12 protein-coding genes are annotated in these 14581 nt (G+C 63.1%); 4 read left to right on the plus strand and 8 right to left on the minus strand.

The window, feature by feature from the left end; translation table 11 throughout:
- Window positions 1-56: 56 nt before the first annotated feature.
- Window positions 57-1547 (plus strand): NCS1 family nucleobase:cation symporter-1, encoded by a 1491-nt coding sequence (locus B2J77_RS08035; protein ID WP_058637935.1) that lies wholly within the window; start codon window positions 57-59, stop codon window positions 1545-1547.
- Between the two features lie 77 nt (window positions 1548-1624).
- Entirely contained in the window at window positions 1625-2908 is a 1284-nt protein-coding gene (locus B2J77_RS08040; RefSeq protein WP_078478335.1) for a Zn-dependent hydrolase, read from the plus strand.
- Window positions 2909-3241: 333 nt separating this feature from the next.
- Here B2J77_RS08040 and B2J77_RS08045 read toward each other — a convergent pair whose 3' ends face one another.
- Together B2J77_RS08045 and B2J77_RS08050 are read right to left on the minus strand one after the other, a co-directional pair.
- Window positions 3242-4201 carry an MBL fold metallo-hydrolase gene (locus B2J77_RS08045; protein WP_078478336.1) on the minus strand — a complete coding sequence of 320 codons (960 nt, stop codon included), beginning with the start codon at window positions 4199-4201 and terminating at the stop codon, window positions 3242-3244.
- A 30-nt stretch (window positions 4202-4231) separates the two neighbouring features.
- Entirely contained in the window at window positions 4232-4792 is a 561-nt protein-coding gene (locus tag B2J77_RS08050; RefSeq protein ID WP_078478337.1) for a lipocalin family protein, read from the minus strand.
- 180 nt (window positions 4793-4972) lie between these two features.
- On the opposite strand from B2J77_RS08050, the gene B2J77_RS08055 reads away from it, so the two are divergent.
- Together B2J77_RS08055 and nudC are read left to right on the plus strand one after the other, a co-directional pair.
- Window positions 4973-5785: a crotonase/enoyl-CoA hydratase family protein gene (locus B2J77_RS08055; RefSeq protein ID WP_078478338.1), complete on the plus strand. Its 813-nt coding sequence runs from the start codon at window positions 4973-4975 to the stop codon at window positions 5783-5785.
- Window positions 5786-5820: 35 nt separating this feature from the next.
- Window positions 5821-6654, plus strand: coding sequence for an NAD(+) diphosphatase (nudC, locus tag B2J77_RS08060; protein WP_078478339.1), 834 nt, complete (start codon window positions 5821-5823; stop codon window positions 6652-6654).
- Between the two features lie 66 nt (window positions 6655-6720).
- On the opposite strand, the gene B2J77_RS08065 is transcribed toward nudC, so the two are convergent.
- From B2J77_RS08065 to purB, 6 genes are all read right to left on the minus strand, one after another.
- Window positions 6721-7500: a TSUP family transporter gene (locus B2J77_RS08065; RefSeq protein ID WP_058603474.1), complete on the minus strand. Its 780-nt coding sequence runs from the start codon at window positions 7498-7500 to the stop codon at window positions 6721-6723.
- 133 nt (window positions 7501-7633) lie between these two features.
- Window positions 7634-9007: a glutamine synthetase family protein gene (locus B2J77_RS08070; protein ID WP_078478340.1), complete on the minus strand. Its 1374-nt coding sequence runs from the start codon at window positions 9005-9007 to the stop codon at window positions 7634-7636.
- An 81-nt stretch (window positions 9008-9088) separates the two neighbouring features.
- Window positions 9089-11059 (minus strand): DNA topoisomerase III, encoded by a 1971-nt coding sequence (locus B2J77_RS08075; protein ID WP_078479405.1) that lies wholly within the window; start codon window positions 11057-11059, stop codon window positions 9089-9091.
- A gap of 299 nt (window positions 11060-11358) precedes the next feature.
- A complete protein-coding gene (locus tag B2J77_RS08080) occupies window positions 11359-11793 on the minus strand; it encodes a GNAT family N-acetyltransferase (protein WP_058603472.1) in 435 nt (144 codons plus the stop codon).
- Window positions 11786-12952 carry a cupin domain-containing protein gene (locus B2J77_RS08085; protein WP_058637930.1) on the minus strand — a complete coding sequence of 389 codons (1167 nt, stop codon included), beginning with the start codon at window positions 12950-12952 and terminating at the stop codon, window positions 11786-11788. Before B2J77_RS08085 ends, B2J77_RS08080 begins: the two co-directional genes overlap by 8 nt.
- Before the next feature lie 81 nt (window positions 12953-13033).
- Complete coding sequence (purB, locus tag B2J77_RS08090; RefSeq protein WP_058637929.1) at window positions 13034-14404, minus strand: adenylosuccinate lyase; 1371 nt, start codon at window positions 14402-14404, stop codon at window positions 13034-13036.
- Window positions 14405-14581: the final 177 nt, after the last annotated feature.

Genomic DNA, 14581 nt, shown 5'->3' on the forward strand with positions numbered 1-14581 from the left:
GCCATCGACTCGCCCCGATGAGCGAACAACTACAACAACATTCTGGAGAAGGCCCCATGCAACAGAGCAGATCGCACGTGGTTGATCGCAACGGCCTGGTAGAGCTGTGCGAAGGCGCCGACGTGCTCGACAGCCCGCGCTACAACCCCGACATCGCTCCCACCAAGGTGCATCAGCGCACCTGGAACAGGTGGCACATCACCGCCCTGTGGGTAGGCATGTCCATCTGCGTGCCCACCTACACCCTGGGCGGCGTTCTCACGGCGTATTTCGGCCTGAGCGTGGGTGAAGCGTTGCTGGCCATTTTGCTGGCCAACCTCATCGTGCTGATTCCACTGACGCTCAACGCCTTCCCCGGTACCAAGTACGGCATACCCTTCCCGGTACTGCTGCGTGCATCCTTCGGCATCCTGGGTTCCAATGTGCCTTGCCTGGTGCGAGCGGTGGTCGCCTGCGGCTGGTTCGGGATCCAGACGCTGTTCGGTGGGCTGGCAATTCATCTGTTCCTGGGCTCGGTATTCGAGGGCTGGAAGGCCTTGGGCGGCACCGGCGAGGTGATCGGTTTCGTGATTTTCTGGTGCCTGAACCTATGGGTGGTGCTGCGCGGCGCCGAATCGATCAAGTGGCTGGAAACCTTGTCCGCACCTTTGCTGGTATCGGTGGGTATCGGGCTGCTGGTGTGGGCGCTGCCGCACATGTCCATGACCGAGTTGCTGGCCCAGCCACCGAAGCGTCCGCAAGGGGCCAGCGTGGTGGGCTACTTCTGCGCAGGGCTCACTGCCATGGTGGGCTTCTGGGCCACCCTGTCGCTGAACATCCCGGACTTCAGTCGTTATGCCCGTAGCCAGAAGGACCAGATTCTGGGGCAAATATTCGGCCTGCCCCTGACCATGTTCCTGTTCGCCTCGCTGGGTGTGGTGTTGACGGCGGCCTCGGCCTCGCTGGTGGGCGAGACTGTTTCCGATCCGGTGACGCTGATCGGCAAGATTCAGAGCCCCTTCTGGGTAGCCCTGGCCATGGCCTTGATCGTGATCGCTACCTTGTCCACCAATACGGCGGCCAACATCGTCTCGCCCACGAACGATTTCCAGAACATTGCGCCGCGCTTGATCGGCCGCAGCCGGGCGGTGTGGCTGACCGGTTTCATCGGGCTGGCGCTGATGGGCCACGAGCTGCTCAAAAAGCTGGGCTGGATCGTTTCCGACATCAGCCTTGAAAGCGTCTATTCCAACTGGTTGCTGGGGTATTCCAGCCTGCTGGGTCCCATTGCCGGGATCATGGTGGTGGATTATTTCCTGGTCCGGCGTCAGTACCTGGACCTGGCCGGGCTGTACCGCGATGACGTCTATCCCGCCTGGCACTGGCCCGGCTTTGCGGCCTTTGCGTTGCCCGTGGCGCTCACAGTAATGGCCATTGGCAACAGTCACTTCAGTTGGTTCTACGACTATGGCTGGTTCACCGGCTCGCTGCTTGGCGCTGGCTTGTATTACGTCTTCGCCGCCATGGCCGCCCGCAGCCCGGCGCGCATGGCCAAGCCTTTGCCTTGAGTAACCTGCTCGTCGCAGTGCGGGCAGGCCCGCGCTGTGGCTTACACATCCGACAAGAAAAGCCTGAGGAGAAACCTATGACCCGCGCTCAAGACGTTCTTCAATCGACTGCCCGGCATGTCGATAGCGCACGCTTGTGGCAATCGCTCATGGACTTGGCGCGCCTAGGCGCCACGCCCAAGGGTGGCGTCTGTCGCCTCGCCCTGACCGACTTGGATCGACAGGCCCGTGACCTGTTCGTGCAGTGGTGCGAAGCGGCGGGGTGCACGGTGACAGTCGACGGGGTGGGTAATCTGTTTGCCCGTCGGCCAGGGCGCAACGCAGCGCTGCCGCCGGTGATGACGGGCAGCCACATCGACACCCAGCCCACCGGTGGCAAGTTCGATGGCTGCTACGGGGTCATGGCTGGGCTGGAGGTCATCCGCACCCTCAACGACCTGGGCGTTGAAACCGAAGCACCGCTGGAAGTGGTGGTATGGACCAACGAGGAAGGCTCGCGCTTTGCGCCGTGCATGATGGGCTCGGGGGTCTTTGCCGGCAAGTTCAGTCTCGAGCAGACGCTGGCAAAACGCGATGCCCAAGGGATCAGCGTGGGCGAAGCGTTGAATGAAATCGGCTACGCCGGGAGCCGGGCGGTGACCGGCCACCCGGTGGGGGCGTATTTCGAAGCCCACATCGAACAAGGCCCGATCCTGGAAGACCAGGCCAAGACCATCGGCGTGGTGCTCGGCGCCCTGGGCCAGAAATGGTTCGACCTGACGTTGCGTGGGGTGGAGGCCCATGCCGGGCCAACGCCCATGCACCTGCGCAAGGATGCCCTGGTCGGCGCCGCTGCCGTGGTCGAAGCGGTCAACCGCGCCGCCCTGGGCCACCAGCCGCACGCCTGCGGTACGGTGGGCTGCCTGCAAGCCTATCCTGGCTCGCGCAATGTGATTCCTGGCGAAGTGCGCATGACCCTGGATTTGCGTCACCTCGAGGGGGGCCGGCTAGAGGGAATGATTGCCGAGGTCCGCAGCGTGATCGAACAGACCTGCGAACGGCATGGGCTGACGTATGAGCTGGTGCCCACCGCAGATTTTCCGGCCTTGTATTTCGACAACGGCTGCGTGGGTGCGGTACGTGAGTCGGCCCAGGCACTGGGTTTGCCGCACATGGATATCGTCAGCGGGGCAGGGCACGACGCGATCTTCCTGGCTGAACTCGGGCCCGCTGGCATGATCTTCGTGCCGTGCGAAAACGGCATCAGCCATAACGAAATCGAGAACGCTACGCCAGAGGATCTGGCGGCGGGGTGTGCCGTGCTGCTGCGCGCCATGTTGGCGGCGTCCGAAGCGGTGGCCAAGGGGCGAATGGCGGCTTAGCTGCGGGGCTGTTCACGCTGTTGTGGACGCTGTGGACGCTATAGCAGTCTGGTTGACAGGCGCTGCGAGGATGAAGCTGTGGGCGGTGGGGCGGTCTCTGGGTTTCAGCTTCGCGGTTTACATTGCCGGGTCCGCTGCGCGACCCATCGCGGCACGAGGCCGCTCCCACAACGGGTAGCGGTGCTTGCAGAAATGTGAGGACTACGCAGATCCATTGTTGGAGGGCCTAGTGCCGCGATGGGCCGCGCAGCGGACCCCACGATCTATAATTCACCCAGGAAGTCCAAGGCGACTCATACCCATTCCAATACCACCCGGGCACATGCAGGTCGCTCAATCGACTGGCAACAAAACACCCTCACGCCCCAAATGATACCGCTGAAGGTCCGCGGCCAATGTGAGGTTGCCGGCATAGTGCAGGGCAGCCTCCTGCCTGATGTCATCGATCGAGGGGCTGCGCCGATTGTCAGCCTGGTAGCGCGCACTGAAGTGCGTCAGCACCAGGTTACGCACTCCGGCCGCTTCGGCAAACCGAGCCACTGCCGCCGCAGTACTGTGGCCATATGTCACGCCGGATCGCTCCACCGCAGGTTGCGTAAAGGTCGCTTCATGCACCAGCACGTCGGCATCTGCCGCTGCCTCGGCCAGCAGTTCGGGCGTGTCGTTGTCGCCGCAGATCATGATGCGGCGGGCAGCTCGACCAGGCTGAAGGTAGTGCGCCGCTTGCAGCTCACGACCTTGGTGATTCACTGCCAGGCCTTTCGCCAGCGCTCCCCACAGCGGCCCACGAGGCACGCCTTCGGCGTCAAGGCGCCTGCTGTCCAGCCGTGACTCGGGGCAGCGCTCCTCGAAGAGGTAGCCCACGCTGGGCACGCGGTGCGACAAAGTGACGGTGCTCACCGTTACGGCCGCGTTGTGCCAGCCACTGAACTCTTCGACGGGCAACAGCCGCAGATCGAAGGACAGATGACTGTCGGTAACCGCCAAACTGACGCGCACCCAATCGTGCAAGGCCCGGGGCAGCACCACATCCAACGGTTGGCGCCGCCCGTTCATGCTTGCACTGGCCAGCAGGCCGGGCAAACCCAGGCAGTGGTCGCCATGTACATGGGTGATGAAAATGCCGCCCAGGTCATGGGTCGACAGCGATGTGTGCAGCAGACGATGCTGAGTGCCCTCACCGCAATCGATCAAGTACCAGCGTTTACCCGTCGCTTCCAGCAGCGCCGTTGCGCTCACGTTGCGGGCCTTGGTCGGGGCACCGGCGCTGGTGCCCAGAAACAGCAGGTCCATGTCTACTCCTTGTCATGCGCCATCAAAGTCTTATTCGACGCCTGTGCTGTCAGCCTGGCGCCAGACCAGTTTGCTGGTGTCATAGCCTTGCTCGCGGGCAATCTCCAGCAGTTGGTCACGGGTCTTGTCCGGAATGGCCGGGGTGCGGGACAGCAGCCACAGGTACTCGCGGTTAGGATGGCCGACCAGCGCTACGCGGTAGTCCTTGTCGTGATAGAGCACCCAGTACTCACCCTTGGTCAGGTCAGGCGCCAGACGGCTGAACCAGTTGTCGAAGCGTACCCAGAGCTTGTCGGTGCTGCCCGGCTGCTGAGCTTCGGCGATACCCTTGGCCTCGTTCCACTGGCCGTCTTTCTCCCTGCAGCGGTTGGTCACATCGATTCGGCCATCGGTGCGCAGGGCGTAGTGGGCTTCTGATTGCACACAGTTGCGCTGGAAGAACATCGGCAACCTTGCCAGCTCGTACCAGGTGCCCTGGTAGCGTTGCAGGTCCACCTGCTGCGTGCGCGGTGGGGCAGGGTGATCATTGCCGGCGCAGCCAACCAGGGCAAGGGCCATGCAGGAAAGCATCAATGCCTTGCGTATCGCCATTGTGTTTCTCCTGAGAGTGAGTGCTTACACAGATTCGATGCCTGCCTTGAGCAAAAGTTGTACGCGCGTTGCCAGGCCTGGACCGTCCGCCCGTTCCGGCAGTCCCGCTTTTGGCAGACGCACGGCAACCGGGCTGCGCTACCATCGCTGTCATTGCCAGAGCCCACAGGAGTGTCGCCCGTGACCCAGTACAGCGCGTTCAAGGTCGAGCTGAACGAGAACATTGCCCACGTTCAGATCAACCGCCCGGAAAAACTCAACGCCATGAATGCCGCGTTCTGGGAGGAAATCATCGAGATCTTCCAGTGGGTGGATGACACCGACGCGGTACGGGCCGTGGTCATCAGCGGCGCTGGAAAACATTTCTCGGCCGGTATCGACCTGGCCATGCTGGCCTCGGTCGCGGGGCAGATGGGCAAGGACCCTTCGCGCAACGCCCGCACGTTGCGCAAGACCATCCTGAGCCTGCAAGCCTCGTTCAACGCCGTCGACCGCTGCCGCAAGCCCGTGCTGGCAGCGGTGCAGGGCTACTGCATCGGCGGGGCCATCGACCTGCTGTCAGCCTGCGACATGCGCTATTGCAGCCGTGACGTCCAGTTCTCCATCAAGGAAATCGACATGGGCATGGCCGCGGACGTCGGCACACTGCAGCGTTTGCCACGCATCATCAACGACGGCATCATGCGGGAACTGGCCTACACGGGACGCACCGTCGAAGCCGAAGAGGCGCTGCGCATCGGCCTGGTGAACCGGGTCTACGATGACCAGGCCGCCTTGCTCGAAGGTGTGTTCGCCATTGCCCGGGACATCGCAGCCAAATCACCGATCGCCGTGGCGGGTACCAAGCACATGCTCAGCTACATGCGTGATCACCGCATCGACGACGGCCTGGAGTACATCGCCACCTGGAATGCGGCGATGTTGCAGTCCGAAGACATGCGCCTGGCCATGGCTGCACACATGAACAAACACAAACCGTCGTTCGCCGACTGACAGAGTCGACGGGCGCACCTCACAGGAATGCCCTTATGTCAGCACGCTGGACGACCGCAGTACTCGACCCGCAAACGCCCGCCGGACTGGCCGTGGCCCACAGCCCGGAGGGTTTTCTGGTTGGGGAAGAGGGCGCGTTGTTCCAGCGCGACTGGCTCAAGCGCCAGGGGCTGGATGTGCTGTGCGAGCATGGCATCGGCCACTTCGACGGCCAGCCGGTGTTTCTACTTGAGCTCGCCAAGGCCGCCCGAATAGCCGGTTGCAGCTGGCGCGGCCTGCGCACGTTCATGCTCGAAGGGGATGCCGAGACCTACACGGTCCTGGGTTATGCCGCGCAGATCGGCACTTGGGCGCGCGAACATCGGTTCTGCGGCAGTTGCGGCCAGCCCATGTCGCAAATTCGCTGGGAGCGCGCCATGCACTGCAGCGCGTGCGACCTGCGCAGCTACCCGCGCATCTCGCCCAGCATGATCGTGTTGATTACACGGGGCGACGAGGTTCTGTTGGCGCGCTCGCCGCGTTTCGTGGCAGGTGTGTACAGCACCCTGGCAGGCTTCGCCGAACCCGGCGAGTCGGCCGAAGACTGCCTGGTGCGCGAGGTGCGCGAAGAGGTGGCGCTGGAGGTCAAGAACATCCAGTACGTGGGTAGCCAGTGCTGGCCCTTTCCGCACTCGATGATGCTGGGCTTTCATGCCGAATACGCCGCTGGCGACATCGTCATGCAGCCGGATGAAATCGAGGACGCCCGCTGGTTCAATGTGCACGACCTGCCGCCGCTGCCGGCGGGGCGGTCGATTGCCCGTTACCTGATCGACCTGTACGTAGCCCGCCGACTGGGCCATGCCGAACCTGCTTTCCCCGGACAGTGACCGATCAGGCCCGCTCCAGAGGGCGCGGCTCCTAAGCCGTTATGCGTGCAGTCCCTGGCTGGCGTATCACGCCTGGCCAAACCAGTGCTGCCAGGCCAGGCGCACGGTCAGGGCCAGCACCACGGTGATGAACACAGGGCGGATGAACTTGCTGCCGCCGCTGATTGCCGTTCTGGCGCCGAAGAAGGCGCCGACCATGACTGACAGGCCCATGCACAGGCCGACGATGTAGTCCACCTGCCCGGAAATCACGAACACCGTCAGGGCTGCGATGTTGCTGACGAAGTTCATGCTGCGGGCCACGCCACTGGCGCGAACCAGGTCGATGGGATAGAGCAGCAGGGTACTGACCGTCCAGAACGCACCTGTACCCGGCCCAGCCACGCCGTCATAGAAGCCCAGGGTCAGGCCTTGCGGCAGCTGCCACTTCTTGCGAATCGGGGCATCGGCGTCCAGTGGCGCCTTTGGCGTACCGCCGAACAACAGGTACAGGCCGCAGGCGAACACGATCACCGGCAGCATCTTGTTCAACCATTCGGCGGGCATGTAGTGCGCAACGACCGCCCCTAGCAGGGCCCCGGCCAAGGTGCCAAACAGGGCACGACGCCACTGCACCGGGTGAAAGAGCTTGCGCCTGTAGTACGTCAGGCCGGCCGTGGCCGAGCCGAACGTGGAGCTGAGCTTGTTGGTGCCCAGTACCAGATGAGGCGGCATGCCGGCTGTCAGCAGGGCGGGCGTGGTCAGCAGGCCGCCGCCGCCAGCAATGGCATCGATGAAGCCGGCGACGAAAGCGACCACTGCCAGGATGAGCAGGGTCAAGGGTTCTACGGTAAGTTCGAAAGGCATGGGAATCTGGCAGGCAATGTGACGGTATGCGACAAAACGCCGCGCGATAAGCGGGACATGTTAATACCCCTACCGTGCAAGTGCCAACGCGGGGGTTGATCGAGGTGCCCGCGCCAGCACGATACGGTCGTGATCACAGAAACCAGCGGTACTCGCGAGCACTGATCTCATGCATGAACGCCAGGTGGTCCTGGCGCTTGTTTTCGCAGTACACCTTAACGAATTCGGCCCCCAAGCCTTCGATCACCGCAGGCGCGTGCTGCATGGCCGTCACTGCGCTGAGCATGTCCTTAGGAAAGTCGATGCCGCTGGTGCGGTCGTCGTTTAACGGTGCGATGGGTTCCTGCGCGGCGTCAAGGCCCTGTACCAGGCCGCACAGGATGGCGGCCAGCACCAGGTAGGGGTTGGCATCGGCGCCGGCCAGACGATGTTCGATGCGCAAGTTGCGGGCATCGGATTCGGGGATGCGAATACAGGCATCGCGGTCTTCGTACCCCCAGCTGGCCCGGCTGGCGGCGTTGACCATGGCGCCGTAACGGCGAAATGCATTGTGGTTGGCGGCGAAGATTGGCATGCAATAGGGCAGCAGAGCCAGGCATCCGGCTACTGCATGGCGCAGCGGACGCTGACCATCGGCGGCCAGCAGGTTGTTGCCTCCCTCGTCATACAGGCTGACATGCACATGCATGCCACTGCCGGGCGCATGCAGGTAGGGTTTGCTCATGAACGAGGCGCGGTGGCCGTGCTTGCGCGCGACACCGCGCGTACTACGGCTGAACAACGCCGCCCAGTCCGCCGCTTGCAGCCCGTCATTGCAGTGTCCGAAATTGATCTCGAACTGGCCTGGCCCCAGCTCGGCGGTGATGACGTTGGCATCCACGCCCTGCACGTTGGCTGTGGCAACCATGTCATGCAGTACGTCTGCGAAGCGGCTCAAGCGCTCAATGTGCAAGTTGGGCTGGTCGTCCTCATCGGCGCTCAGCGGGTCGCGAGGAAACTGCGGCAGGCCCGCTTTGAGCGCGCGGTCGAACAGATAGAACTCCAGCTCGAACGCCACGACCGGATGAATCCCGCGGCCTGCCAGGCGTTGCAGAACACGCGCCAGCACCTCACGAGGCTCGAACGCGATGGGCGCTGGCGTTGCGTCGCTGCTGATCAGCATCTGCCCCAAGGGCTGCGCTTCCCATGTGACGGGCTTCAATGTGCCGGGCACCAGCCGGCGCAGGGCGTCAGGGTCGCCGTCGTTGAAGCAGTAGTCGCCGATCTGGAACAGGCCACCCTGGGTGCCGAGCAGCACCGCGTTCTGGGGCAGTTTGAGCGGGCTACCGGCGGCGACCTTCTCAAGCATGTCGATCGGGTAGCGCTTGCCATAGAAATGGCCTGGGATGTCGAGGCTGATCAGGTCGACATGGTGCACGTCGGGATACCGGGCACGAAAGGTGCGAACTTCAGCGAGTACATTCGGGAAGCTCGTTTGCGCAGGCGTGCGTTCCGAGTCCAGGCTCATGGGCGACTCCACAGTGGAACAGGTCCAGGGAAATCTAGCAGATGCCGCCCAATCCGCCCGCTATGGCCTGCACCCACAGGTTCATGTGGGCTTCTTCCTCGGTTGCCTGGCTTTACTTGCGCCACTTTTGGGGCCTGCTGCCTTACCTGACGTTGATCGGGCCTTACCGCTGCTTCTGCGCTTTTTCTTCCAGGGCGGGGCAGCGCCCGCCGCCGGCCCAGTAATGGTCATGCGCAGACCGCGGCAACGTTCTACCAGCTTGCCCATCCAGGCCGATTGCCGGGCCACGAATTCTTCCAGGCTCATGTCGCCGCTTTGCACCATGTCCAGTGCCTGCTCCCAGATGGCAGTGGTGCCGGGGTCGGCGATGGCGCGGGGTACGGCGTCGATCAGGCTGAAAGCGGCAGGCGTTGCTGCCAGCGCCTTGCCACTTTTGACTAGGTAACCTCGGTCCAGCAGGCCCTGGATGATGCTGGCGCGGGTGGCCTCGGTACCGATCCCAGTGGTTTCCTTGAGCTTCTGCTTAAGCCGAGGGTCGTCCACCAGCTTGGCCACGTTCTTCATGGCCTTGATCAGGTCGCCTTCGGTGAAGGGCTTGGGTGGTTGGGTCCACAGGTCTTTGAGCTGGACATCCTGGACCGCGCAGGCTTGGCCTTCGCGCAACGTTGGAAGTACCTGGGGCGGGGCGGCTTCGCGGCCCTTGGCTGGCGTCAACGCTTCTGGCAAGGCGCGACGCCAGCCTGGCTCGACGATCTGTTTACCCACGGCGCGCAAGGCGTGGCCTGCGCAGTCGAAGTCTGCCTGGGTGCGGTCGTATTCATGGTGGGGTAGAAACTGTGCCAGGTAACGCGCACGGATCAGGGTGTACACCGACTTGTGCTTGGCTGGCAGGCGCCCTGGGTCGCTGGCGGCGACCGTCGGTATGATGCCGTGGTGGGCACTGACCTTGGTATCGTTCCAGGCACGTGAACGGCGCTGGGGCTCAAGATGAGGTTGCAAGGGGGCCAGGCTGGCATCGGCCCGCTGCAGCGCCGCCAGAATGGCCGGCGCTTCCCCGTGCTGGCTCAGCGGCAGGTAACCGCAGTCGCTGCGCGGGTAGGTGATCAGCTTGTGGGTCTCGTAGAGCGCCTGGGCGATATCCAGGGTTTCCTGAGCGCCCAGGCCGAACTTTTTCGAGCACAGCTCTTGCAGGGTACCGAGGTCAAAGGGCAGGGGTGCGGCTTCGCGTACACATTCCGTTGTAATTTTAACGGCCTGGGCGACACCGGCCTGCTCGATGGCGGCAGCTGCTTGCTGCGCCAATGCCTGGTTCAGGCAGCGACCCTGGTCGTCGCAGGCATCCTCCGGCGCCCGCCACTGGGCCATGAACGCCTGGTTGGCGTGGCTTAGACGGACATCGATGGCCCAGAAGGGCACGGGTACGAACTGTGCGATGCTGCGGTCTCGGTCCACTACCAGGCGCAGGGTCGGCGTTTGCACGCGACCCACCGGGAGTACGCCCTGGTAGCCGGACTGACGCCCCAGCAGCGTGAACAGCCGGCTCATGTTCATCCCGATCAGCCAGTCGGCACGTGAACGGCCCAGCGCCGAGTGGTAAAGGTTGAAGGTTTCCTGCCCCGGCAGCAGGCGGGCCAGCGCCTTGCGAATCGACGCATCATCGAGCGCGGACAACCAGAGGCGTTGTACCGGGCCACGGTAGCGACAGTGTTCGACCAACTCGCGGGCAATCATTTCGCCTTCGCGGTCGGCATCGGTTGCGATGACCAACTCGCGGGCTTCGCCCAATAAACGCTTGACCGCCTTGTACTGGCTGGCGGTCTTGGGCTTGACCAGCATCTTCCACTGTTGCGGGATGATCGGCAGGTCGGCCAGGGTCCAGCGCTTGTAGCGCTCGTCATAGCTGTCGGGTGGGGCCGTTTCCAGCAGATGGCCAATGCACCAGGTCACGCACACGTCGGTGCCTTGCCAACAGCCATCGCCTTTGCGATTGGCGCCGAGCACTTTGGCGATGTCTTTTGCCTGGGAGGGTTTTTCACACAGAAACAGCCGCATGGCCACTGACGCTTCATCGATGGATATGAGCGCTAGGATGCGGGTGCGCAACGAAGTAGGCAAGTTTTATGTGGATGGATGTACAGTGCAAGGCGTATCCGGATGTGCCGGCCGATAAGAGCCGGCACAGGATTGGCGCGATATCAGCGTGATTGAATACGGCTACCGGTCAGCCTGCGGCCGGCAAGCAGCTTCTGACCGGGACACCTGGGCACGTGGGCTCGAGCCGCTCCCGTATGGACAAGAGCGGCAATCACCCCAGCACGCCGTGGTTCAGAGGCACGCAGGCCTGGCACGTTTCACGAAGGCAAGTGCGACTCGCGCACCATGTCTACGTGAGGGATGCCGGCTTCGAGAAACTCCTCGCTGACCACTTTGAAGCCCAGCCGCTCATAGAACGGTGTGGCGTGCACCTGCGCGCTCAGCCGTTGCGGCTTGAGGTCACGGCCTTGCGCTTCGGTGATGACGGCATTGACCAGCGCGTCGCCCACTTTCAAGCCGCGCCAATCCTTGAGCACCGAGATTCGGCCGATGGTGCCATCGGCGAGCAAGCGCGCGGTGCCGATCGGGTAGTCGCCCTCCAGAGCCAGGAAATGCAAGGCATCCTGGTCTTCGGAGTCGAACTCCAGTTCGACCGGGATGTGCTGCTCGGCGACGAACACCGCCTCACGGATGCGGCGAATGTCGGCGTTGTCCTTGACCCAATCGGCCAAGCGCACCCGAATCTTATTCATCGGCGAAACCCAGGCTGCCTTGCTTGACCAACTGCTGGATCAGCATCACTGCATCTTCATCCTGCAACCACTGGCCGAGATTCTCGATATGCAAGGCGTCGGCAGCACATACCAGCTTGAGCAGGTCGCGCAGCTTTCCAGGCAGCGGGCAGCTACGTCCGCTGGCGAACAGCAACAAATCGCTCTCGAACTCGGACCAGGCCATGCGGGCGCTCGGGTTGCGAATCAGGATGGCGCCCTGCTGCAAGGCGTTGAGCAGTTCCTGCTCGGACAATTCTTCGCCAACGATCTGCTCCGGATAACGCGGCTCGGTCATGAACTGGCCAAACCAGGTCAACAGCAAATCCTTGTCCCCCATGTGCTTGTCCAGCAGGGCCTTGAGGCGGTCCAGGGCATCATGCTGGATCTGGTGAGGGTCGCTGACCGGCTGTGCATCGGCGTCGCTGTAGCGCTCTTCGTCCGGCAGAAACTGGCCGAGGAAGTCGGTGAAGTGGGTGAGCACCTCGGCGGCGCTCGGTGCGCGGAAACCGACCGAGTAGGTCAGGCATTCGTCCACGGCAACCCCGTAGTGAGCCAGGCGCGGCGGCAGGTACAGCATGTCGCCAGGCTCCAGAGTCCACTCGCCGCTTTGCTTGAAATCGGCCAGGATGCGCAGGTCGCTGTGTTCGAGCAGGGCGCTGTCACTGTCGCACATCTGCCCGATCTTCCAGTTGCGCTGCCCATGGCCTTGCAGCAGGAACACGTCGTAGTTGTCGAAGTGCGGACCAACGCTGCCGCCGGGGGCTGCGAAACTGATCATGACGTCGTCGATGCGCCAGCTGGGCAGGAAGCGGAAGTTCTCCAGCAGCTCTGCAACTTCCGGTACGAACTGGTCTACGGCTTGTACCAGCAGCGTCCAGTCCTGTTCTGGCAGCTCGGCAAACGTGTCCTCGTTGAACGGGCCGCGGCGCATCTCCCACGGGTGCGCGCCGTGCTCGAGCACGATACGGGACTCGACTTCATCCTCCAGCGCCAGGCCAGCCAGCTCGTCCGGATCGATCGGGCTGATGAAATCGGGGAAGGCCTGGCGCACCAGCAGCGGCTTTTTCTGCCAGTAGTCGCGCATGAATTCACGGGCCGTAATGCCGCCCAGCAGCTGCAGTGGAGTATCAGGATTCATCTTCAACCTATTGAAAAAACGTAATTTTCAGACGGGAATAAAAACGCCCGGCCAGGCCGGGCGTTGGGCGCAGAGCGCGCGTTAGACGCGTTTTGCCTGCGCTGCCGCGTTACCGATGTAGGTAGCGGGGGTGAGTTGCTTGAGTTCGGCCTTGGCTTCGGCGGGCATGTCCAGCCCATCGATGAAGCTGAGCAGGGCGTCTGGCGTGATGCCTTTACCGCGGGTCAGCTCCTTGAGCTTCTCGTAGGGGTTCTCGATGTTGAAGCGACGCATGACGGTTTGGATCGGCTCGGCCAGCACTTCCCAGCAGGCATCCAGGTCGGCGGCTATGCGGGCATGGTTCACTTCGAGCTTGCCGATGCCTTTGAGGCTGGCTTCATACGCGATGACGCTATGGGCAAAGCCCACGCCCAGGTTGCGCAGCACGGTGGAGTCGGTCAGGTCACGTTGCCAGCGCGAAACCGGCAGCTTGCTGGCCAGGTGCTGGAACAGGGCGTTGGCGATGCCCAGGTTACCTTCGGAGTTTTCGAAGTCGATGGGGTTGACCTTGTGCGGCATGGTCGAAGAGCCGATTTCGCCGGCAACGGTCTTCTGCTTGAAGTAGCCCAGCGAAATGTAGCCCCACACGTCCCGATCGAAATCGATGAGGATGGTGTTGAAGCGCGCGATGGCGTCGAACAGCTCGGCGATGTAGTCGTGCGGCTCGATCTGAGTGGTGTAGGGGTTGAACTGCAAGCCCAGCTCGTCTTCGATGAAGGCGCGGGCGTTCTGCTCCCAGTCGATCTGCGAGTAGGCCGACAGATGGGCGTTGTAGTTGCCCACGGCGCCGTTGATCTTGCCCAGCAGCGGCACGGCAGCGACCTGGGCGATCTGGCGTTCCAGGCGGTACACGACGTTGGCCAGCTCCTTGCCGAGGGTAGTCGGGGAGGCAGGCTGGCCATGGGTGCGCGAGAGCATCGGCACGTCGGCGTGGGCATGGGCCAGGGCGCGAATGGCGTCGGCGATCTGGCGCATCAGCGGCAACAGCACCTCGTCACGGCCGGCGCGCAGCATCAGGGCGTGGGACAGGTTGTTGATGTCCTCGCTGGTGCAGGCGAAGTGGATGAATTCGCTGACCTTGGCCAGCTCAGGCAGCTGAGCGGCCTGCTCCTTGAGGAGGTATTCGATCGCCTTGACGTCGTGGTTGGTGGTGCGCTCGATTTCCTTGACTCGCTCGGCGTGCTCGAGCTTGAAATCGGTGGCCAGGTTGTCCAGCAGCGCGGTGGCTTCGGCGGAGAACGCCGGCACTTCGCTGATCTGCGGGTGGGCGGCCAGGCGCTGCAACCAGCGCACTTCGACCAGGGCGCGGAAACGGATCAGGCCGAATTCGCTGAAGATGGGGCGCAAGGCCTGGGTTTTGCCGGCGTAACGGCCGTCTACAGGGGAAACCGCAGTGAGCGAAGAAAGCTGCATGGGGTGTTCTCGGACAGTCAGGCTTTTGGAGGGCGCATATCATACATGAAAAATGCGCTGGAGTCGGGGGGCTGACCAAAGGTTGCTTGAATCTGCTCGGTTTGCTGAGCGGGCGCTGCACCGATTCGGTAGCGGGGAAAACGCCATGACTGATCTCTGTGAGCGCGCGCCGGGGCT

The organism is Pseudomonas parafulva (assembly GCF_002021815.1).
GTDB classification, from domain to species: Bacteria; Pseudomonadota; Gammaproteobacteria; order Pseudomonadales; family Pseudomonadaceae; genus Aquipseudomonas; species Aquipseudomonas parafulva_B.